The 22710-nt window shown below is 30.0% G+C and carries 34 protein-coding genes; 1 reads left to right on the forward strand and 33 read right to left on the reverse strand.

Annotated elements, in window-relative coordinates:
• Positions 1-36: 36 nt before the first annotated feature.
• From OCU47_RS08440 to OCU47_RS08520, 17 genes are all read right to left on the reverse strand, one after another.
• Positions 37-528 carry an HAD domain-containing protein gene (locus tag OCU47_RS08440; RefSeq protein ID WP_261828158.1) on the reverse strand — a complete coding sequence of 164 codons (492 nt, stop codon included), beginning with the start codon at positions 526-528 and terminating at the stop codon, positions 37-39.
• A gap of 137 nt (positions 529-665) precedes the next feature.
• Positions 666-1127 carry an NUDIX hydrolase gene (locus OCU47_RS08445; RefSeq protein WP_261828159.1) on the reverse strand — a complete coding sequence of 154 codons (462 nt, stop codon included), beginning with the start codon at positions 1125-1127 and terminating at the stop codon, positions 666-668.
• Positions 1128-1177: 50 nt separating this feature from the next.
• A complete protein-coding gene (locus tag OCU47_RS08450; RefSeq protein WP_261828160.1) occupies positions 1178-1672 on the reverse strand; it encodes an NUDIX hydrolase in 495 nt (164 codons plus the stop codon).
• A gap of 91 nt (positions 1673-1763) precedes the next feature.
• On the reverse strand, positions 1764-2036 hold the full coding sequence (locus OCU47_RS08455) for an HAD family hydrolase (protein ID WP_261828161.1): 273 nt from the start codon (positions 2034-2036) through the stop codon (positions 1764-1766).
• 25 nt (positions 2037-2061) lie between these two features.
• Positions 2062-2508 (reverse strand): hypothetical protein, encoded by a 447-nt coding sequence (locus tag OCU47_RS08460; RefSeq protein WP_261828162.1) that lies wholly within the window; start codon positions 2506-2508, stop codon positions 2062-2064.
• Positions 2509-2562: 54 nt separating this feature from the next.
• A complete protein-coding gene (locus OCU47_RS08465; protein ID WP_261828163.1) occupies positions 2563-2919 on the reverse strand; it encodes a hypothetical protein in 357 nt (118 codons plus the stop codon).
• A gap of 147 nt (positions 2920-3066) precedes the next feature.
• On the reverse strand, positions 3067-3744 hold the full coding sequence (locus OCU47_RS08470; RefSeq protein ID WP_261828164.1) for an SGNH/GDSL hydrolase family protein: 678 nt from the start codon (positions 3742-3744) through the stop codon (positions 3067-3069).
• 259 nt (positions 3745-4003) lie between these two features.
• Positions 4004-4504, reverse strand: a complete 501-nt coding sequence (locus OCU47_RS08475; RefSeq protein ID WP_261828165.1) for an SF0329 family protein — start codon at positions 4502-4504, stop codon at positions 4004-4006.
• Positions 4505-4868: 364 nt separating this feature from the next.
• Positions 4869-5723, reverse strand: a complete 855-nt coding sequence (locus OCU47_RS08480; RefSeq protein WP_261828166.1) for a metallophosphoesterase family protein — start codon at positions 5721-5723, stop codon at positions 4869-4871.
• Positions 5724-5754: 31 nt separating this feature from the next.
• Positions 5755-6174 (reverse strand): GNAT family N-acetyltransferase, encoded by a 420-nt coding sequence (locus OCU47_RS08485; RefSeq protein WP_261828167.1) that lies wholly within the window; start codon positions 6172-6174, stop codon positions 5755-5757.
• A 622-nt stretch (positions 6175-6796) separates the two neighbouring features.
• On the reverse strand, positions 6797-7336 hold the full coding sequence (locus OCU47_RS08490; protein ID WP_261828168.1) for a hypothetical protein: 540 nt from the start codon (positions 7334-7336) through the stop codon (positions 6797-6799).
• Positions 7337-7366: 30 nt separating this feature from the next.
• On the reverse strand, positions 7367-7723 hold the full coding sequence (locus tag OCU47_RS08495) for a hypothetical protein (RefSeq protein WP_261828169.1): 357 nt from the start codon (positions 7721-7723) through the stop codon (positions 7367-7369).
• A gap of 68 nt (positions 7724-7791) precedes the next feature.
• The gene (locus OCU47_RS08500) at positions 7792-8292 is read right to left on the reverse strand and encodes a GNAT family N-acetyltransferase (RefSeq protein WP_261828170.1); all 501 of its coding nucleotides are present in this window, start codon (positions 8290-8292) and stop codon (positions 7792-7794) included.
• Between the two features lie 53 nt (positions 8293-8345).
• Positions 8346-8771: a hypothetical protein gene (locus OCU47_RS08505; protein WP_261828171.1), complete on the reverse strand. Its 426-nt coding sequence runs from the start codon at positions 8769-8771 to the stop codon at positions 8346-8348.
• A gap of 24 nt (positions 8772-8795) precedes the next feature.
• Entirely contained in the window at positions 8796-9686 is an 891-nt protein-coding gene (locus OCU47_RS08510; protein ID WP_261828172.1) for a damage-control phosphatase ARMT1 family protein, read from the reverse strand.
• Between the two features lie 128 nt (positions 9687-9814).
• Positions 9815-10555 (reverse strand): MBL fold metallo-hydrolase, encoded by a 741-nt coding sequence (locus tag OCU47_RS08515; RefSeq protein WP_261828173.1) that lies wholly within the window; start codon positions 10553-10555, stop codon positions 9815-9817.
• A gap of 177 nt (positions 10556-10732) precedes the next feature.
• On the reverse strand, positions 10733-11257 hold the full coding sequence (locus OCU47_RS08520; RefSeq protein ID WP_261828174.1) for a cysteine hydrolase family protein: 525 nt from the start codon (positions 11255-11257) through the stop codon (positions 10733-10735).
• A gap of 297 nt (positions 11258-11554) precedes the next feature.
• Between OCU47_RS08520 and OCU47_RS08525 the strand changes: the two genes are divergently transcribed.
• Positions 11555-12427, forward strand: coding sequence for an ABC transporter substrate-binding protein (locus tag OCU47_RS08525; protein WP_261828175.1), 873 nt, complete (start codon positions 11555-11557; stop codon positions 12425-12427).
• Between the two features lie 151 nt (positions 12428-12578).
• On the opposite strand, the gene OCU47_RS08530 is transcribed toward OCU47_RS08525, so the two are convergent.
• The 16 genes from OCU47_RS08530 to OCU47_RS08605 form a co-directional block, all read right to left on the reverse strand.
• A complete protein-coding gene (locus tag OCU47_RS08530; RefSeq protein ID WP_261828176.1) occupies positions 12579-13049 on the reverse strand; it encodes a DUF1648 domain-containing protein in 471 nt (156 codons plus the stop codon).
• A 25-nt stretch (positions 13050-13074) separates the two neighbouring features.
• Positions 13075-13815, reverse strand: coding sequence for a class I SAM-dependent methyltransferase (locus OCU47_RS08535; protein WP_261828177.1), 741 nt, complete (start codon positions 13813-13815; stop codon positions 13075-13077).
• Positions 13816-13976: 161 nt separating this feature from the next.
• Positions 13977-14210, reverse strand: coding sequence for a hypothetical protein (locus OCU47_RS08540; RefSeq protein ID WP_261828178.1), 234 nt, complete (start codon positions 14208-14210; stop codon positions 13977-13979).
• Positions 14194-14709 (reverse strand): kinase, encoded by a 516-nt coding sequence (locus OCU47_RS08545; RefSeq protein WP_261828179.1) that lies wholly within the window; start codon positions 14707-14709, stop codon positions 14194-14196. Before OCU47_RS08545 ends, OCU47_RS08540 begins: the two co-directional genes overlap by 17 nt.
• Before the next feature lie 28 nt (positions 14710-14737).
• The gene (locus OCU47_RS08550) at positions 14738-15394 is read right to left on the reverse strand and encodes a hypothetical protein (RefSeq protein WP_261828180.1); all 657 of its coding nucleotides are present in this window, start codon (positions 15392-15394) and stop codon (positions 14738-14740) included.
• A gap of 74 nt (positions 15395-15468) precedes the next feature.
• Positions 15469-16047: a GNAT family N-acetyltransferase gene (locus OCU47_RS08555; protein WP_261828181.1), complete on the reverse strand. Its 579-nt coding sequence runs from the start codon at positions 16045-16047 to the stop codon at positions 15469-15471.
• Positions 16048-16089: 42 nt separating this feature from the next.
• Positions 16090-16542: a GNAT family N-acetyltransferase gene (locus tag OCU47_RS08560; RefSeq protein WP_261828182.1), complete on the reverse strand. Its 453-nt coding sequence runs from the start codon at positions 16540-16542 to the stop codon at positions 16090-16092.
• Positions 16543-16669: 127 nt separating this feature from the next.
• Positions 16670-17185, reverse strand: a complete 516-nt coding sequence (locus OCU47_RS08565; RefSeq protein ID WP_261830604.1) for a GNAT family N-acetyltransferase — start codon at positions 17183-17185, stop codon at positions 16670-16672.
• Positions 17186-17441: 256 nt separating this feature from the next.
• The gene (locus OCU47_RS08570; protein WP_261828183.1) at positions 17442-17933 is read right to left on the reverse strand and encodes a GNAT family N-acetyltransferase; all 492 of its coding nucleotides are present in this window, start codon (positions 17931-17933) and stop codon (positions 17442-17444) included.
• 84 nt (positions 17934-18017) lie between these two features.
• Entirely contained in the window at positions 18018-18788 is a 771-nt protein-coding gene (locus OCU47_RS08575) for a GNAT family N-acetyltransferase (RefSeq protein WP_261828184.1), read from the reverse strand.
• A gap of 321 nt (positions 18789-19109) precedes the next feature.
• Entirely contained in the window at positions 19110-19409 is a 300-nt protein-coding gene (locus OCU47_RS08580) for a hypothetical protein (RefSeq protein WP_261828185.1), read from the reverse strand.
• Between the two features lie 80 nt (positions 19410-19489).
• The gene (locus tag OCU47_RS08585; protein ID WP_261828186.1) at positions 19490-20056 is read right to left on the reverse strand and encodes a P-loop nucleotide/nucleoside kinase family protein; all 567 of its coding nucleotides are present in this window, start codon (positions 20054-20056) and stop codon (positions 19490-19492) included.
• Positions 20057-20159: 103 nt separating this feature from the next.
• Complete coding sequence (locus tag OCU47_RS08590; protein WP_261828187.1) at positions 20160-20432, reverse strand: hypothetical protein; 273 nt, start codon at positions 20430-20432, stop codon at positions 20160-20162.
• A gap of 19 nt (positions 20433-20451) precedes the next feature.
• Entirely contained in the window at positions 20452-21351 is a 900-nt protein-coding gene (locus OCU47_RS08595) for an aminoglycoside phosphotransferase family protein (protein WP_261828188.1), read from the reverse strand.
• 44 nt (positions 21352-21395) lie between these two features.
• On the reverse strand, positions 21396-22202 hold the full coding sequence (locus tag OCU47_RS08600) for a GNAT family N-acetyltransferase (protein ID WP_261828189.1): 807 nt from the start codon (positions 22200-22202) through the stop codon (positions 21396-21398).
• A gap of 28 nt (positions 22203-22230) precedes the next feature.
• Entirely contained in the window at positions 22231-22701 is a 471-nt protein-coding gene (locus OCU47_RS08605) for an NUDIX hydrolase (RefSeq protein WP_261828190.1), read from the reverse strand.
• Positions 22702-22710 lie beyond the last annotated feature (9 nt).

Consider the following 22710-nt stretch of genomic DNA (forward strand, 5'->3'; position numbering starts at 1 on the left):
TATTTTGGCAAGTATTCAGTATGATTATTTGTATACTTACAATAACATTTCAATTGCTCTATCAACATCTTTTTCTGTGATTCCTACCTCTGCATTAGTTCGTACTTGCCTAATCGCTAGATCATCATTATGCAAATCTATATCATCTAAAACTATCCATTTATCAACATTTGGATTTTGCTCTAACCATAAAAATATCTCTGATGCTTTCACCTTACTGAACATTTTAGTTTTTCTGATTTCTTCAGTAGTGAGGTCTGGAGTCATTGCATAAATGCTTAAGCCAGAATCTAATAACAAATTAATTAAATTTTGTGCCTCTTTTCTGATTGGTTTCATAGTATTATCAAACCAGAATCTCCAGCCAGAATGCATAACTAGTGTTGCCTCTGTCTTATTTACTATTTTCGCCACTAACTCGATCTTTTCTTTATCAATTAATGTCCCATCACTTATTTCTTGTTGATGACTTTCTAACCAAAAATTTGAGTTAATTACTCCATCAATATCTAAAAAAATTACTTTCATGAATATCTCCCCAATATATTATTACTTACGATATAATCCTTCATTACTACTATAAACCTCTATAGTTATTTATTTTATAATTTTTACCTTGTTAAATTTAGCTAAGTAAAAATTGTAAATCTCATATATATTTTGTTCTAATATTTCACTGTTTCATCATTCTCAGAAGGATAGCTGATTTTTGATCCCCAAGATACTACTTCATCAGAAAAACCGCTGAACATAACTCCTGCGCTAAACAGCTCTGCTCTATTTTTTTCACTAATTTCATTTAACTTTTTCAATTCAATTGCACCAATATAGTCCTTCTCATTTACTTCATTATATTGTTGAGTAATCTCACCATCTATTTTCTTTACTAAAAAGGAATAGTTATATTCTTGGGCAAATCCATTATAATATTTTGATGCTAGCCTTATAATTTCTCCCTTTATTCCTGTTTCTTCAAATAATTCTCTAATGGCTGCTTCTTCTGGAGTCTCACCTTCATTAATTCCACCTCCAGGTAGTTCGTAATTATCCCTACTTCCAGAATGTGTTTTTAATAGAAGTATTTTATCTCCTTCTACTACTATGGCTTGTGATCTTAATCTTCCCATAATTACCTCCATGAATTAGTATTTGACTATAACTATATTTAAATTAAAATTTATCTAATTGAAACCAAATATTCACTCATTCTCTCTTTATACGGTTGTACGTACTTATCAGATTCAACAAAATTGAGGAACTCTTCCTTAGTAAGCCACAAGTATGCTATTGTTTCGCCTTTTTGGAGTGTAATAGACTCTTTATCACAATCAGTTTCACAAATGTAACCATAATAAATGGTATCATTGCTTGCACACCTATATATCTGAATCAATTCTTTAGCATCGATACCCGTCTCTTCTTTAAGTTCTCTGGCTGCTGCATCATATGATTCTTCCCCTTTTAGTGCACTGCCGCCAGCAGTGGCTTCGTATAATCCAGGAAAATTAGGCTTTTTCCAATCTCTCTGCATAAGCAGATACATTCCATCTTTATGTTTAACGATTATTTCACTTACCAAATGAAATAATCCTTTAGGAATTTCTTCACCTCGAATCAAATCACATCCTGCAAGCGTTCCGTCTTGCTTATATCCATCCCATCTCTCCATCATCTATCACTCCTACAAATTACTATTTACAATTGGACTCTTAAAAAATTTAACAATGAGCATTAGAATTTTTAGAACTCTTAAGAGCGTTTCGCTACTTACTCAATATATCTTTTATATCCTGCCAGTTTTCTGCTTTGAAATAAATCATATCTTCTGTTGGTAGATCACGCTCACTATAGTAAGGCTTGTACCACACAGGATATATGCCTGTTGTGATAGCTCCTTGCAAATCACAGATAACATCATCTCCAATATGCCATGCTTCTCTTCCGGAGATTCCCGCCTTCTTTAAAGCAATGTTAAATATATGTTGTTTGGGTTTAGGAAATACATAGTCAGCGCTTGATATAATGAATTCCTCCATAAGTTAGTATTTATCTATTATTTAGTTATTCAAAAACTGGATAATGAACATTTTTAAATGGCCAATCATTTTTTATCCATTTTTTCACGGTTAAATATAAAAGTGAGTCTGTAACCTTATTTCTTGTCCACATAGTAATCTTAGCATCATAAAAATTTGATGGATCGATATAAATGCAGCCTAAGCAGTTTTCGTTTTGAAAATCAAATACAGTATAAGCAAACGCAACTCTTTCATCAAATTCTTTCTCGTGCCACTTTAAATCTTCCTCATCTTGCTCAAGAGTTAAAGTATCAGATGGCCATCCATTTGTATATTCTTTTGGATAAAGCTCATGAATATGATCTTTTGCTTCCATAACAGCATTATAATCCTTCTCTAAATCTAAAACAGTAAGTTTTCGTATGGTAAAGTCCTCTGTTTTGTATATAACTGGAACTATGAATTTATCTGGCACAAATGATTTTTTCATTTCTGTAAAATCTCCTTTCATTTTCCTCACAAAAGCAGCCTAACATAATTCTATTTATTCATAAATTTCAAAAAATGAAGTAACTCTTCCTTTGTGGTGATAATCGTCTAACAAACCAAACTCTGGATCATAATATTTACCACAGTAATACAGAACCCAGTGTGTATAGCCTGCATCCATATGCAAAGTCAATATTGAGTACTGGGACTGAACAGGATTTTTTTTCGATATCCGTTTATTTTTCTCTGCATGCTTTATACCATAAAAATCCAGTATCTCTATTAATTGTCCTATACTTGTTGGTCCATCTGTTTTCATATCTCTGATTACATCCTGAATATCTTTTCCTGTTATCATAGCAATACATGCTTGGCCACATGTACTGAATGTTGGTTGCATGACCAATTCCATAAATTCATCCCCTACTCAAATAATATAAATGGTGCTAATCACTAATTATCTAATCTTGTACCAAATAACCCCATACATGAGGAATTTAGGTGAATTAGTCTGTTTTACAACTGAAGCTTGAAGTATACTGATTTATTAGTTGAATTTCTATATTTGTAATGTTTTGATTAAATTTTCAAATATCAATTTCTGCACATAATCTGATGGATGTAGCCCGTCATTCTTGCATCCATCACCATAAATGATGTCATCAATCACCAATTGATTTTTTTCAAGATACTCCATTACATACTTAAAGTTATCTACTAATAAAATCTTTTTACTGTCTGCAATATCACGTAAAATCTTAACAACTTCATCAGTATGATAAATCCTATTTGGATAATACTCATTACTATGAACTGATGGAGTTGGTGTTAATAGAACAACTATTTTTCCCTTACTAATCAGTTGATCAACAATACATTCACAATTAGTCTTTAATTCTTCCATACCATTAGTGCGTTTACGGTCATTCAATCCTATTAAAAGAAATACTAAATTATCATCACCTGATATTAGAGTATTGAGGTTTTTATTTATCTGATATGAATATGCACCACCACATCCTCTATTCTCAAGAGAGCAAGCACTATAGTTATCTTGTAAATATCGTTCCAATAGTCCCCACCAACTGTTTGGTGCTACTCTCCTAAAAAACTTCTTTCCATCTTCTTCAAAGATAAGTTCTTCGGTCTTATAACTCATTGAGCTACCAGCACCAGCAGCATCACTACATCCTATGATTTTAATTTTTGCACCTTTTTCTAATATATCTTTAAACATAATTTATCTTTAGTGAGAGAGTATACAACAAGTACCAAACTCCCACTAAAACTCCCCCCTTTTCTTTTTAAACTTTTTTCTGCGTATAACACGTTATTAACTTTATTTGTAGTTAATCATCAAGTGAAACTTGATTCAGGTGGGGTTTAATCCCCATCTGAATCTTAGTTGAACTTATCCAGGAGCTTGCAGCCGTTATCTCCAACTTAAAGAAGTTGGAGTGTTACGGATACTAGCTATCGGATAAAATAGATATGTGTCACAAAAGTCCTTCTGCCTCACATCTTAATTTATAAAAATATCGCACCATAGTATGTTGTTTTTCCATTTCCTTGTTTAGACTATTAAGAGTTCGCTTCCCTACCCTTCTATCAAGCAATGCTAATATTACCACTATCATATTTTCAGACTTTAAACTATTATCAATAGGATTATTTAAATACTGTATTAGAGCATCGAAAAAATGGTCTTCATTAAAACTACCTTGTTCCCTTATAATTTCATCTGCTTCCCAAAAGGCAGGATAACTTTCTTTGTATCTACGGAGTTCTGGATTTTCTTTTAATTCCGTTTCTTTATCCCATGCCTTTATATTATATTTTAAATCACACATATCAAATACTTCTTTGCCATCAACTACTATACATGCTCTACCATGTTGGTCATGCGATTTTCTGTACTGGGTAACAAAAAACTTCACTCTGTTTTTTAGGGCATCACAAATTAAATTCTCTAATTGCTTTCTTGTTCTACTCCACATAGCAACAACTCCTTAACCATAAGCCATACTGTATCGCATAATTTTACGGTTACAACTTACTTTATACTTTTAATCTATCCAATTGTTCTCTTAGTCTTTTGTTTTCATCTTTTTTAGTTTCTTAATCTCCTCATATAGCTATGTAGCAACTCTCCTTTATAGATAGAATTTAATAACTCACTGAAGTTAAGGCTTTCTTGCAAGTTGTAAATCTATTGTATCGTATATAGTAATAATGCCACCATTATCATTAATAGCTTCTCTTATTTCATTAAAGAATTTCATTCTTCTCCATAAATTACGAGTTATATCCTAATTGTATTTAAAATAGACTTTATAAATATCTATTAGGAGATTACATATTTTAATTTAACTCATTTATAGCCTGTGCCCAATACTTTTCAGGTATATTAGGCCATACACAATCACCAGTTTCGTCTTCACATAAATTCATTGCTCTTGATAAAACTTTTGTATGAGATATATTACTTCCATGCAATATATTTTCAGTTATCAAACTCCAGTATGGTGCATGTTCATAAAGCTTCACCTCATGCATATCTTTGATTACGCTATCAACATCATATTCAAGGCTGATAAATTCTTCGGACCATAGACCACCATCTTCATGTAATATCATGAACTGTGTTTTTCCTTCACTAAAAAGAGGAACTCCAACAGAACCAGGATTTAGACAACATTTATTGTTATGTACAATCTTTCTTTGTACATGAGAATGACCACATAAGATCATTGATGTTTTAATAGTTTTCATTATTTCCATAGTCCGATCATCATTTGGTAGCATTTTTTCATTTATTTTATTTGGGGAACCATGACAAATGGTGAGTGCTTGCATATCTTCCAACAGTACCTCTTTAACTGACTTCAACTTTGCAAAAAAGTCTAAATCTTTAGAGGTAAGTGAATTGTATGCATATAGTAGCGCACCACTGGCAGAATTTTGGTCTTTCCAATCTTTTTGATCACCATCACGATATTTTAGCCAGTAATCTTCTTTATTTCCTTTAATAAAATAACATCTATATCTTTCATTAAGATCATATAATATTTTCATAGTTCTTTCAGGATATGCTAATTCACCAATATAATCACCTAAAAAAATAAATGTATCAATATTTTGTGAAAAGGCATACTCAAGACAACGTTTCAATGCAGCGTAATTTCCATGAATATCTGCTAAAACTGCTAACTTCATATTTTTTCTCCTATTCAAACGTTAATTCACATTACAATGCTTTTACCATGAACATTTCCAGAGGTTGTTCATACTGTGGAATGTCCATAACCAAGCAACCACAATCCTTATATCCTAATTTTCTATAAAAATGTTGCGCATTTTCATCAACTTGTGTAGAAACCATAATCATTCCATAACCAGAGTTTTTCATTTCCTGTTCCCAAAAATCCATTGCTTTACGCCCAAAGCCTTTCTTGTGATAAGACCAATCAATGAAGATTAGTGTTAAAAATGGTGTGTTGTCCCAAAATAGATTATATCTCAATATACCAATTGGTTTTTCATCTTCTAAAATAATATATCCCATTTTGTCTCGAACTTTCTTTTCAAATTCTTTATTTGGTAAATGTTTATCTAAAGAATACCAGAATTCCTTATCATTGCTTTCTACAAATCTAATACCAAACATTTTTATCACCCTCCCATAATATAAGGTTACTCTTTTAATCCTACTAATAAATTTTTCATTTGTAGGATTAAAATGATGGTAGACTTTCTAAGTTAAGACCTACTTTTTTACTTATTTTGTCGCTTCACCGTTAAATGAGTCTAAATTAATTGGAATATAATTTATCCTATTGTATTTTTATACTATTTATTATACGCAATATTCATATTATGGTAAATAATTATTTTACAATTATGGATTATTGAGGAGTGATCATTATTCATATTGGGCGGAGGTAGTTGCTGCAATTTTTTAATATATTAATAGACTGACTTTGAGAAAGTATATGTCTAAGAATAAAGGTTTATTAAGTAATGTGGCATATAATAATAGACTGTAGATAGATTAGTTTTTATATAAATCTATCTACAGTCTATTGTTTTTTAATTTCTATATGAGAACATTGATACTATAAAGTTTTCATTTTGATAAAGTTCATAGTAAATACTACTTTCAGTTGGTCTTTTGGCAAACCAATTACCGATATAATCATATATTGATCCTCCAGAATCAGTCTGTTCCACTCTAAATCTAATTAATTTTCCATTTTATTTGTAATCAAATTTTGATTAAATTAGGCATACTAATAAGTTGATACTATTTCTTTTAATAATTCAATATTTTTATTTATATCGCCTCGAACTTCTAACCTATGGCCAGCTCCTTCTATCAACTTTAAATAAATATTTTCTTTTATACAGTGTTCTTTAAGAATATTTGTGTCTAATAGTTTATCTTTTGTCCCAGCAACTACAGCTATAATATTTTTACCATTCTTAATATAAGGTAGTGTTTCTTTTATAGGTGTTAAATATATGTGCCTTGCTTTAATACATAAATTCTCCTCTATCCATCCAGCAATTACTGTACCTACACTTTTAGAAACAAATACTATATCATCATATTGAGAGAAATCAATGCTTTGTAATTTCAATAACACAGTCATCTTAATTTCTTCGATACACTCAACAACTGAGTTACCTTTATTAATCAAATTCCCATAACTAATCGCTACTTTTTCATATCCACGAACTTCAAATTTAAAGCCTGCATAATATAGTAATGGACAATCTGCACTATAATTTCCACCAGGAAATATTACAACTATTTTTTTATCACTCATACTACTTATTCCTCCTAAAATGGAACTTACTTACCATACTTCTATTGTTTCCGTAAAGACTTCTTGTCCATCTTTCTTAGCTATAACAGTTAAAGAACAAGGAATAAAACTATTACCTCTATACTGTGGTTTGCACTCATATCCATTAACCTTTTCTTGCACTAATAAGTTTTCCACCATATCATCATATCTGTCCTTTAACATAACTACTACTGGTGGTACATATAATGTATTCTGAGGAATAGCCTCTCCATTAAAACGTAGTGGCATTAAATAAAGTGGTGCAAGAATATTTTTTTTATATAATTTTTGAGCTTTTTCATTAGAATCAATTTCGGAAAAATCTAATTTATTTGTACCTTTTTTAAAAAAATTGAATAATCCCATTTCTTCATCTCCTTATATAGGTTTCTATTTATTTTTTAATTTTATTGGATTTCAAATTTGCAACTATATTATATATTAAATTCTAGAATCTCATCAATGATAGAATTTTCAGCATCCCCATCTTGAAATTCACCTACACTACGTCCACCCATAGAAATATAAAAACCTAATGAAGAGTTTTCTTTAGCACAATTAACTATAAAACTTTTATAACCAATTTCTTTGAATTCTTCCTTGACTTTTAATAAAAGCTCTTTACCTATACTCATTCCTTGAAATCCTTTAAGTACATATAATGCATATATTTCACCCGAATCCTTAAAGTTTTTATTTCTTGATTTACCATACCAGCAGAATCCAACAATAGTATTTTCGTAAACTGCAACATAATAATCTTTACCTTCTCTAAGGTTTTCTTTACATTTCTCTGTTCTTTCAATTAATTTAGCTATACGAGAATCCAAAACATATTCTGGTATGATTCCTGAATATGTAGTTTTCCAAGTGTATACATTAACAATTGTTATGCCTAGTGCATCGAATATTGTTGCTTTTCTTATTTTAAACATAAAGCACCTCTTATAAAGTTCTATTTATCTATTAATTCCATTTAAATTATGACTCATCTAGTTTTCTTAAAAGTATATCTACAATACAAATATAATATAAAAGTAATTATCAGTATAAGAAGGTCAAATGCTGCTACTTTACTACCTAGTACATTCCACCTATTCCTAAATGTAAATGTCAATATCATCAATATAGTATCTGCAATCCCAGATATCAATGCTAACTTTTTAGAAAATTCATTTCTTAATATTAATAATATTGGAGAGATAAATCCTGCTAACAAATTAGTTATCCAAAAGATCATAAAATAGAATGGATAATTTGTAAAATACTTAATTACCTCTAACCCATAGCCATGAGATGCATAATATGCTTTATTATGTGATAACATCATGAAAAAATCATAAATACCCATAAAATAAATGAATATCATAAATATTGAAATAACCCATAAGTGCCATTTTCTATTTACATTCATACATTGAATCCTCCTCTCAATTTACTATTTGCCTTTCACTAAGTTGTCTATGTATAATTTATTCTTCATGCAAATCATCTTCTTTTCTTCAACACCAATATTATTTGCAATTACATCACATTTGCTCATTAACAAGAAATAGATATTTTTATTTTCTTCACTTAAGCATTCATAGTTTGCTTGTCCTTTAGCAATTACTATATCAGCTTTTTTATAGACTTCTTTAAATTCTTGGCTTGTCCTATTAAGAACAGTTCCAAGGGAACCATCTCCATTATCTATAATTTCCGCATATTCATTAATTCCTACAGCGTATGCATCTTCAGCTATAGAATCATTTACAACAGGTTTACCTCGCACTCCAAATAATATTTTAAGATTAGGATTTAATTCTTTTATCTTCTTCAAAAGGATTTTGTCCAAACAGATTTCTCCACAATTATCACCTAAATATAGTAATGTTCTTCCATTCAAAATATCTTTCTTTAATATTTCAGAATCATCTATTGCTAATTCGATGTGTTCCATTTTTTCGAAATAATCAAAGATATCATCTAACAATGTATTGTGAATAGGATTAAAATCTATAATATTGCCAACAATACCATATTTTACTGCTAGATGAAATGAATCAGCAGCTTGTTCAATCTTCTTTTCAAATTGAGGTAATAAATCCAGAAACAATGTATTATAATACTGTCTAGTTTCTTTATATGGATCTGGATTATTAGTATGCTCTTTTATCATGCTAAAAACTTCTCCAATAATTTCTGGTGTGGTTATCTCAAAATCCATTTTACTAAGATAAGTAAAAACCTCCCTGAATAATCGTTCCTTTTCATCAACACCTGTAATGTTAGCAACTTTGATAGCCTGATTCACCACGCATGGTAGGCATTTATCATGTATTTTCATAATCTATCTCCTTTAAATATTTCTATGCAATGATTTATTTTTTATGAACCTAACCCCACATATAAACTATGTGGGGTAAAATTTAGTTAATTAGGCATAAACAATTAAAAACTTTTATCTATGATTTGTTATAAGTCGTTTGCTAACTCTACTATACGTTTATTAACATCATCCTTATAGATACCTCCGTGATAACAGATTACTGTTTCAATATCGTACTTTGTTAACTTCTTTAAGGATTTCATATTTAATTCATTATCTAAATTAATATTCTCATCTGCTTTAACAAGTAAGCCGTCTTTAACACTAAGAATATCTCCTGCTATTAGCACTTTGAATTTCTTTAAGTATAAGGCAATATGCCCAGGGGTATGACCTGGCGTATAAATAACAGTTATCCCTCCGGAATATGGCAGTTCTTGACCATCAATCAATGTTTTATCTACATTCACTCTACTAATTTCAAAACCTACTTTTAACTTTTCGTATATCATCTTTACATTATCCGGAAGATTAGCTAATTCTTCTTCAAGTTTAGCAAGTTTAACAGGTTTTTTTTCACCATTTATATATGCTTTTTCTTCTTCATGAGCAAGAACCTTAATTTTCCCTGGCATCTCTTTTAAGATATCTGCAATACTTCCAATGTGATCAATATCCTGATGAGTTAAAATCACTGTGTTCAATTTACTAAAGGGGATCCCTTCCTTCTCTACTGCTTTATGAATATCATGTAATTGACCAGGAAATCCAGTATCAATCAAAATTAGTGAATCCTTATCACAAATTAGCGTTGGGTTAATATTCTTTGTTGTCCCCATTATATTAGCAGATATTTCTAACATATAAATTCCATTTTCAATTTTCATTTTTTATCTCCTCCCACAAAATCAAGAAAATGACATATTAATTTTTGTTCAATAAAATTATTGTCTCTATATAATTAATATCAATTTATCAGCTGTATTACAACTATTGATATTTTTCTCATTTTGTGGTATACTATATGTAGTCAAGATAAGCATTTTACAAAATGTTCACATTTGCTAGCCTTTTATTCTTTTTATTGTCTCCTCTATAGAAATGCATTCTGCATATCTGCCATTCCACATAAATTCATTATAGTATTTATAGCTTTGCTCTGCTGTCATAAATTCATTATCATCTGTTGAATTTGTATATGCAGGGACTATTATGTTAAACCCATGTTCAAATCCGCATTTTATTGTTGCATCAATGCAATAATCTGTTTGAAGTCCAACAATTATTAGATTTTTCTCACCTTTGTCTGTTAAGTGCTCTAACAAGCCTGTCCCTCTAAAAGCACTATTAACTTGTTTATCAAATATTTTTTCGTTCTTCATTGGCTGAAACTCTTCATATATTTCAAAGCCATCATTTCCTTTTGTTAATTCACTTCCAACTCCATCATCATGGCGTACATATATTACTTCAATATTGTTTTCCCTGGCAGTAGCTATTACCTTTTTAACATTAGATACAAAGCCATCAAACTTAAATAATTTTTCATTTGTTATTAATTTTTGTGCATCAACTACTAATAAAACCATTATAATCTCCCCTTCAAGTGCTATTTGTTTAATTATATACTAAATAGTCATATAAATACAAATGTTTGACAAAACAGGCTTTTGTTATAGTCTAATTGCAAATCTACCAATAATTAGAAATTGAATAGTTTAGAATAAAATTATAAATAATAACTATATATAATTTTGAACTGCACTAACGTATATGGATTTTAGTTAAAAACACCGAATTCATATTACAAAATTTTCATATATAATCTAAAAAGGTTAAAATTTGAAATTATTAAGCAAATAGCCTCACTGGGGAGGAAATATATTATGAAAAAATTTTATGTATTTTTATTGATTTTGAGCATTCTTCTTGTTGATTGTATTGGTATCACTTATATATGTAATGCAAAAGTTAGTAATAATCCATGGTTTATTAATGCACCTAAAACTGATAGATTAGAGAGAATTAAAAAGAAGGGAGTATTAACAATATCCTCATCTAATAATCCACCATATAGTTTTATAGATTCAAATACAGGAGAGCTTACAGGTATAGATGGAGACATTATAACTGAAGTTGCAAAACGTCTTGGTATTAATAAAGTACAAATGAAATATGTTCCGTTTGATAAATTATTTACTGAAATACAACAAGATGATGAAATTGACATGATAGTTGATGCAACCTATATTACTGATGAACGTAAAAAAATTGTATCCTTTACAAATCCATGGTATAAAGATTACGATGTTTTTGTTGTACCTAAGTTTTCAAAACTACAGTTTAAGGAGGAGTTGAAAAATGAGGTTATAGGAGTGCAGTCAGGTACTGTTGATGTAGCCTTTGCTGAAAATTTAAAACAAGAAGGTAGAATAAAAGATTTTGTACTCTTTCCAAGTCAACAAGAATTATTATCAGCAATAAATTCAGGAAAAATACCTGCAGGTATAAGTGATGCTATCAATTTTCCATATCTACTACAACAAAATAAAACACTACTGCTAAGAGAATTATATGAAGATCCAGCTAAGCCAGACATTCCAGGTGAAACTGCAGCAGGAATTAGACATGAGGATACAAACTTATTAAATGCAGTAAATGAAAAAGTTGATGAATTGAAGAGAGATAAAACCTTTTCTGAAATCTTAAAAAAATATGGCGTGAATGATAGTTTTATTATTCCTCCATCAAATAAATGATGTTTGGTGTTCTATATTGATTAAATCTATGTATTTTTTCTATAGATACCAGTTGAATTTTATATACTATGAGTAAAAAAATGAATTAGAGGCGATTACAAAGCTGATTGTAATAACTTCTAATTCAAATTTTCTATAAGTTCAAATTTGTTTACTTTACTTTCACTAGTTGAATTATAAAAAATGTAATAGAGCCAAATACTAAAACTAAAAAGGTTGGTAGAAATAGATGGGATAGATTTTTTACATTGGTTGAGTATAAAGTCAAATACGAAAATACTAAGGCTATTAATAGTTTTATAGTTCCTAGCATGTTCTTTAAAATTCTATATACTTTTTCTTTGTTTTGTTCAGTTACTTCTATTCCTGTATTACATATTTGAGGAAACTTTTCTATAATGCATAATCCAATAAACAAAATCCATCCAACAGCTAAAAGCACAATCAAAGAACTTTTAGTTGTTATTTTATCAATCTCACCAACAGCATTATAATGTTGAGGTATTTGATCAGGAATTGTATTCCATGAAATAATCAAAAAAATAATTGTTCCAACTAAGGATAATAAACTTAAAAAATTAATGACGATATCATATCTACTTCTTTTAATTTTTATTTGCATACTTTTCCTCCTATTGAAATTGAATTTACTTTTCTAACTCTATGAACAAATACATTGGTATTTTTTTTAACCAAGCAACTCTTGGTGACATCTGCGCTTGCTCTTCTGTTGGAATTGGTTCATTCATGTCAGTTATTCTAAATCCATTTTTTACAAATGCTTTTATATAGTCTGACATAGTCCTATGCCTATATAAAATTGGAGCATTCAGACCTTTAATCTCTCCAATCCATTCCTTTGAATTATGATAATCAGAAACAAGTACTTCTATGTTGTTGTTATTCTTTATCCATTTAGTTTCTTTTCCCTTGAAACAAGGATGCAATATAGAAATGAAGACCCTTCCATTTGGTTTTAAAGCACGATAAATTTCTCTTAAGGTTCCATCTAAATCTTCAACATCCATTAACATCATGGCACAAAGAACTATATCATAATAATTATCCTTAATTCCATTTAGAGTATTTGCATTAAGGACACAATGCTCAATCTTTAAACCATCTTCATTTGCCTTATTTTTTGCATATTCTATAAAAGCTTCTGAACAGTCTGCAGACGTGACAATTGCTCCTTCATTTGCTAATGCTCTGGAATATCCACCTTCTCCACATCCTAAATCAAGAATATATTTTCCGCTGACATCTCCTAACTTTTCTAATGTATACGGCATTATATAATGTATCCTAAAATCATTTGTTTGTGATTTTTCAATAAATTCAAGTACATTTACCTGACCCCAACATTCAGTTGAACTATCTTTTAACATTTTTCCCTCCACAAATTATTGCTTATTTTATAGCAATCATAATCCTATTAATTTGATTATATTCCCAATAAGTGTATAAATTCAAGAGCAATTATCTAGAGATTGGTATAGAATGCTAGTCAAGTAGTTAATATAGGATACATTTGTAATAATATTTTCTTTTATTCAAAAATACATAAATTACTTGTTTTGTTTTCATAGGCATCATTAATTCTTTTTATATTCCTCGGATGAATTTGAGTAGGTAGATTATTCTTTTCAAAGAAGCTTATCTGTTGTATTTCATCATCAGGTTGCCAATCAACTTGTCCTTTAATTTTCGCCTTAAATAGTAACACTAGATCATCCTTTTCTGGAGTAGAATAAACAGATATTACGTTAATTCCTTCTTTCATTAATAACATCATTATAGATCATATCAATAGTCTCATTTAAACTTAAATCTTTATGTAGGCATATTTCTGGAATAATATCTAACAAATCTTTTTCATTCCACCACTCCCTCATCTCTTTTTCTCCAAATTCGTGTGCATTAGATTTATGTTGATGACGATTTAAAGTTTCTTCAAAAGGGAGATCGAAGTAATATGCAAAAATGTGATCCTTGAATTCATTCTTTAAACTTTCAAATAACTCTTTATACCATTTAGAATTTAGAATACCTTCTAAAATTACTACATTACAATGATTTTTTCCGTATAGTGCAAGTTCAAGCAGTAGGGGCATTGCTTCAGTATTAACTCCATCTTTTACATATAGCATTTCTCGCCTAACTACATCTTGCGAAATTAGCATTGTACCATGTCCAAATTTTCTTTGTAATGCCTTGGCTGTTGAGGTTTTCCCACTTCCTGAATTTCCTCTTAGTATTATTAACATTGTTTTATTGTTCATATAGTAACCCTCCAGTGTAAAAATATTTTTATATCAAATTAAAGTGCTTAATAATTTGATTATACCTATCCTCTAAATTGCTATTTTCTGTTCTAATAAAACATTTAAATCCACTATTGAAAAATTCATTATAATGTTCTAAACTATTCACTTTTTCAATACATTTTTTGAAATTTTCCAAGGTGATTTCAGGATTGTCTGTTTTCATTATTTGCTCAAGGATAAATAATTTTTCTGGATCTTTTCTATTAAAAAATTCATCTACAGACATACACTGTGGTGATAATAAGATAGCCACATGATTATAATCTGATATTTTATGCAAAACTTCCACAGGGATATTAGTATCAACAATAACCTTTTGATTCTGCGATAATTCTATTAAATCTTCAATTTCAAAAGGAGTAATTTCAACTTGTCCACCTGTAATCCAAGCACCATACTCTTCTGGAGATCGAGATACGAACTCAGTCCAGTTTTTCATTGTCTTTAAATAACATAAGTTAGGACATTCTTTAGGTGTTACTTTGGATAGAACTTTATCAAGATTATAATTTTCACCACAAAAACAAAGCCCTAATCTATCTGCTATCATTTTTACAATAGTTGATTTCCCAGCATAGGCAGTACCATTGATAAAATAAACATTTTTTAATTTATTTTTAATTTCTACATCTATGTTCATAAGTTCTTAAATCTCCTTATTACACTTCCTCCTATTGTAGAGTACTTTTAACATATCAATAACTATCTTAGGAATTATGCATTTTTGTACATATCATAAATTATATATCCTGAAATTTCCTTAAGAGAACCTGAATATGTTTCTTGATACATCATACAGTTAGGATCGTGCATAGGAAATCCACATGTTGGATAAATATTGTACTTTGATGATGTTATAAAACCAAGTGTATTATAAAATGCAGGATTACCTTCAACTTGAATTCCTTTATAATCCTTCTTTTTTACTTTTTCAATTCCTAATTTAATCATGGTAGAACCCACACCTTGTCTGAAATAATCTGCATGAACAGAAACTGGCCCAAGCATTACTGTCTCTGTTTTTTTGATACTTCTATCATAGTCTGCAATTTTTGCATTTGTAGATAGTGGAAAATGTGAAAACATAAAATGTCCAACTATTTTCCCGCTAATTTCAGCTACTAATGATAATTCTGGAATATAGTATTGACTAGCACGTATTTCTTTAATTAAAGCTACAACATCTAGCCCATCTGAATAATCTGTTCCTTCTGAGAATGAACGAATAACTAGCTTATCTATTTCTTCAAAATCGTTCTCTTCTTCTGGTCTTATTGTTAGATCTTTTCTCATAACTATTATTTCTCCTTATAATATGTCGTGTATTTACTTAAATTATTCTAAAATCCATTCATATATACATTTTTGTCGTTCACCATTTTCATACATCTCATTATATGGTGGTAAATCTACTATCTCTTTAAGTTTGAGACCTACTTTTTCACAAGTTTTACGAGATTGAAAGTTATCTGGATTGCAAGTTATTATAAGAGTATTCATTCCATGTGCAATTGCTACGTCTTTGATAATTTTACAAGCCTTTGAAGCATAACTATGTCCTCTATAATTTTCTTCAATCCTATAACCAATATGACCACCGTAATACAGATTCTCATTGTAGCCGATTCGAATATCAATAGTACCTATGTTATCCTCTGAATTATGTAGAGTGATTTTATATTTATATGCAGGTACATAATCCTTTTCTTCGTTGGATGGTGCTTTCTCTTCAATCTTTAAATCAATTTCCCCATCAGTTAAATAATTAAAATCCTTGAATTCAAACATCTATATCTCCCCTTTTTATGCCTTGCTGTAATTGGTTTCTCATTTAAGATATGCTTTAAGTAATCATCTATAAAGTAATTTTAGCGGTTAATTCTATTTTACTTAGAATTTGTTGCACTTGGTATTCTCATAATATCTTCTTAGTAGAGAATAGAAAATGAGGAACATCAACTCCACGGTAATGCTTGATAAATTCATCTATACGAGTCATTCCATTTCGTATTGCTACGTTTTGTGATGGTATATTTGTATCGCGAATAATAGAATATACTTCTTTAGCATTCAGCTTATCAAAGGCGTATTCTTTACAGGCAATTGCGGCTTCACTTGCATATCCATGATGCCAGTATTGTTTTTGAAAAAGATAACCAACTTCCATTATCTTGGTGTTCTTGTAATCTTGCATTGTGACTCCACATTGTCCTATCATTACACCAGTTTCCCTCAGAACAACCGACCATAGGCCAAAGCCATATTCTTTATAACGTCTAATTTGCCTGTCAAGCCACTCTTGAACTTCACCAGCGCTAAATGCACCCTCGTAAGCATACATTACATCTTCATCTTGTAAAATGTTACAAAGGTCTGATAAATCTGCTTGTGTCATTTCTCTTAAAACTAACCTTTGAGTTTCTAATATTATCATGCTATTACCACCTATAATTACTATTTGTTTAATTATATACCAAGAAACTTTATAAATGCAAATACTTAGAAAAGTGTTGATCTATAGTAATTAGAATTCAAAACATATGGGTTTAGGAATAAAAACAAACAGCTGCCAAATAGTTATTTATTCTATCTTGCAGCTGTTATATACATAATTATATTAAGTTATTCTATAAGGTAAACTTTTATTTTTTATCATAACTGGCTCACTCTTAAGTAGATGAAGAAAACTACACACCTAACCTATAATTTTCGATATCTCTATATTCTCCGAACTTCATTCCAACTTCTTTAATTGTCCCACAAAATTCAAACCCAAATTTTTCATGCAACTTACGACTGCCTTCATTCCCTGCTGTAATGACAGAAACTACTGTATGTATCTTGTCATCCTTTTTAGCTTCATCCAAAATAAACTTCATTAGAGCAGAAGCAACCCCTTTTTTTCTATAGTCCACATTAATATATATAGATAATTCTACTGTAGTCTTAAAGGCTTCTTTTTCCCTATAGGAAGATAGGCTAGCATATCCTGCAACACAGTTATTCAGTTCTGCAACAAATAATGGATGGTTATCAACATTATGCATATAAAACCATTCTTCCCACTCTTCTATAGTTTTTGGCTTCAAATCTAATGTTGCTACTCCATATTTTACTTCATAATTATATATTTCTAAAAGTTCCTTTAAATCCTTCATTTCAGCTTTTCTTATTATCATATAGTACTCCTTCGTCTTCTCTAGTTATCTAAAATAAATTATAATTTATTAACATATACAAACTACGTAAAATTCTCATATAAATTAATAGTTAATTAGTTCATACGCTACATACTCTTTATCAAAATGATATCCAAGTTTTTCGGCTAAAGCCACAGAACCTTTGTTGTGTGCATCCCAACTTGGATATAAACCTCTATTCAAACACTCTAGAATTAGTTTTGCCCCACAAACCAATGCTAACCCTTTTCTTCTATAATCCTCCCTAGTATCAATTTCTATCTCTATTCCTTCGTTATATACAGTATATGAGGAGGCTCCTGAAACAACAATTCCATCTTCTATTATTACAGCGCCAAGTCCTCGTTTTTTATATTCTTCATAATCTTTAAACTGTGAGCATAAGTCTTTTGACCATGGATTTTTAATAATCTGATTAAAAATATCTCTATCTATCATCTGAATATTAAATGGTTTCTTTATATTATCAACTATTTCTTTTAACTTTACAATATCAAATACATTAGGTTCCTTTTTAATTGCATAACGGGATATTTTTTTTGCACCTTCTCTATATGTCTGCTCAATCTGCTTGCTCCACTCATTATGTTGTGGAATCATAATTACAAAATTTGATTTATAATAATCCGGCTTATTTAGTATAAGTTCATTATTAACCTCGCCTGCAAAAAAACAAAAATCACCTATAACTATTTGAGCTGATTTAGGATTAGAAACACTGTCCGCATATGCTCTTCCCATACAGCCTTGTAGACATGACCAAATTAATGTTTCCTGCCAACCTTCAAATAATTTTTCCAAACATTTTGTATCATTAATTTCATAAACATCCATATTGATTCTCTCCATTTCATAATTTATCCGATATCTAGCATCCATAACACTCCAATTTTATATGAAACTCCTCTCCCTAAAGTCAGATGAGTACTCACAGAGTAAGCAATCATCATCTAATCATAGATTCGAGATATCTGCTAACCGATTCACGCGCCTGGATAAGTTCAACTAAGATTTAGATTGGAATACATCCCACCTAAATCAAGTTTCACTTAATAAAAACCCACTATTACTATAATGACTTTTTTCATTGTAACACTCGCATAATTATATATTTATGTATTTTATTTTGGTATACCTCTATTAATTTGAATTTATCTATTCCCAATATTTAAAAGCATAACCTTCTTCTGGTTCTCCAATTTCGTATCCGAGTGATTCTGTCAATTTATGTTTAAGACTACTATACCATTCATTCCAAATACAATCTGGCATTATACCTGAGATTTGAATTCCACTAGGTTCAACAGAAGCCCATAAATCAACATCTTTCCCAATCCATTTTACTTCATTATCATTTCCTGCCCAGTATGGCATAGATTGATAAACATCATTTAATTTATTCCATATTTCTTCAGGTGCAGAATAATGAATGTTTAAATTTATATCTTTATACATAATTTATCCTTTCATCAAATTACTATTTTTCTTTTACATATTTTTAAGTCCATTATTTCATATTTTAAGAAGAATGTGAATTATATATTATGCTCGTAATCTTCTATCTTTTCATTTTTATATTTGAATGAACTGATGATTTTACTGATTTGTTCAAAATTTTTTTCCAATGAATCGGCACTATCTATTATATATTCATCCTCAAATGGATTTACATCTGCATTTTTATAATGCTCAATTACGTGTTCTAAGGATTTAAATGATTGGTGAAGCAAAGGATTTTCAAGTCTTTTTAAATGTCTTCTCTTCCATTCATTTTCATCACTACAATCAATAAAAAATTTAAAAACAACATTGTCCTTAAAATCTAATCTTTCAAAAAAAGCCTTTGCATTGTTCCTGTCACCAAGAGCAATATCCAAAATGAAACTAGAGCTTAAATCGAGGTTTGTCTGAATTATTCTATATAAAATGTTATAGTACACTTCGTTGTTAATGATCCCTTTGTCGATATTTTTACTACTTTTTAAAGCATCAACAATATCGTCTTTACGGAAAACAGGGATTGATAATTTTTGACCAAGCAAATTTGATAATGTTGTCTTGCCTGTTGCTGCTTTACCTCTAAAAATATATACATTTCCCATTTAAATCCACCTCACAAAATAAAAATAATCTTTACATAGCTTTGTAAGAAGAGTGCGAACCACTTCCTAATTGTAATTATTTTTTCCTTATTTCCAAAGTATCTCAGTCAAGTTCAAGCTCTACAGAATTACTCCAGTTTAAGAATTCTTCGCAAACAATTAATAATTTGTTATCAATCCATTTGTAAAATTTAATCATATCCATTTTAAGTGGGCTATCCAGTAGCTTCATATCTTTTATTGTTGTTTTAATAAGTTCAATACCATAATAATCTGCTACAATAAAATCTCCTGATGGTGCTACTGTTAAGTATTGGTATTGAGGTTGTTCTTTATATTCAACTATCTCTCCATTTAAGCAATCGAGCTGATACATTTAAACTCACATTATTCAATTAAGAAAAATCTCGTAGATACCATGTTGGAATAGGATTTTTCATATCATCAAACCAATGCAAGATATCCGTATTCATCTTTAAAATATCTTGTATTCTTTCTGGAGCAAAATATTTAGCCCAGACAATGGATGTTATTGCACTTGCTGCAAGATAATAAGCAAACAACTTCCAAAACTTCTCTGGCACATCATGATTAAAGTAACCGTCAATCTGTCCAGATGCAAATCTGCCAAATTTAATACCAATACGATTGAACTCATACCAAGGATCTCCGTAACCCTCAAAGTCAACAGTATGCCAATCAATAATTGATAAACGGTTAGTGTCTGATTGTATCATATTCCCCATATGATAATCACCGTGATGATGACACTGTGGTCGATTGCATAATAAATCTCTATTACTTTCAAGGTAATATAAAATAATAGTATCTCCTTCAAAATGAATGCCCTCAGAGCGAAATGCTTCTAATCTGGGATCAATTATGGAAAAGTATCGTTCAGCCCAATTGTCACATATAGTTGTTAAAGGAACTGAATGAATTTTTTGAAGAATTTGCCCTGACTCTACCCCAAAAATATATTGTTCTTTTAGGGTTAAGCTTGGCAAAAGTGTTTCAACTTCAACGCCATCAATCCAACTTATTAATGTATATACACTTTTACCATTATCACAAGTACCAAAATCAATGGGTGATGGCATTGGCACACCAAGCGAAGCCAAATGTTTCATGTTTTCAAACTCAGTTCTTTTTTGAGCATACTCAGATGCATCTGCAATACGAAGCAGCATATGTTGTCCATCAACTGTTTCAATGTAATATTTTTTATCACTTGACATACCTTTTGTAATTGATTCAATTTTAACAAAAGAATTATAAAGCGGTATTTCTCTCATAATCTAAACACCTTCTATTATTAGTTGAAAATATTAGATATAATTTAGAAAAATCTATATTCAGCAATCTCACCATAATATTCATAACCGATGCTTTTATATATATGATTTGGAATTGGTTTTTCACGATCAGCATATAGCATAGGTATAAAACCTTCATTAAGCAAATCTTTTGTGATTTTGTACATTAAAAATTTAGCATATCCTTTATTCCGTTCATTTCTATCAGCAAAAACACCATCAGTTATAGCAACATTCATATATTTATGTACAGTGGCCATTGCTACAATTCTGGCATCTTCATTTCTCCATACATGAAAACCAGGATTATCTAATTTTCGTTGAGCGAATTTCTTAGCTTGATCTGACGTAAGCATTCCAAAGCCAATATCTTCCCAATTATCCTTAGAGAAGATAGTAAGGATTTCTAAGTCATTTTCAGTTGCCTCTGATAAACCACCATAAATCATTTTTGGGTGAATAGGTTTATGGCAAACATATGAATTTTTGATTATGTTTATCTTAAGTGGAATTCCAGAAATGTTTGAAACTTCTCTAAGTATTGGTTTAAGATATTTTTCTTCTCCATCTATATTAAGACAAGGATTAAGTGTAAGTGTTTCACATATAATTTTAATAATGTCTTCTCTCTCATCAGATGATAAATCATTTTTAATATATATCCACAATGGAGCTGTTGGACGTTCTTGTCCTATAATTATATTAGTATCATTTGTTACAATAAAAGACTCCTTAGTTGAACGTATTGCATAAAACATACTAAAACGAATTAACTCATCTTCATTCATCAGTTGCTCAAAAATATTTTCTTGGAACACAATATTTCTCATTGAAAGTTCCCCCATAAATCAAATTTAATTACTCACAGGTAACAATATGCTCAATAGTATCACCAATGCATAACAATTTTTCGGCAAAAAAGCTTGGATAAGCTATATAATCTTTAAGTTTTTCAATCGGTAGCCAATGCATATATTCACGAACACCTTGTGAGTAGCTATTACTGTTAAGTTCTTGAGTTCCTTTAGGTTTCATCAAGAAATAAAATGCGACCTCATGGCACTTTAATCCATCCAATGATCCGGTTCCATCAAAGAAATTTTCATGAATAAATACTAATCTTTCAACTTCGTATTCTATACCTGTTTCTTCAAGTACTTCTCGTTTTACCGCATCTTCTGCCTTTTCTCCTAAATGCACTCCTCCACCAATAGAATAATAATAATCATCTATTTCGTTTTTAGCAAAAAGCACACATCCATTTTCAATAATAATTGCTGCTGCTCTATATCTAAACCATCCATTTTCTCTTTGAAAGCCACAATCCATGATGAATCC

This window comes from Clostridium sp. TW13 (genome assembly GCF_024345225.1).
Classification (GTDB): Bacteria; Bacillota; Clostridia; order Clostridiales; family Clostridiaceae; genus Inconstantimicrobium; species Inconstantimicrobium mannanitabidum.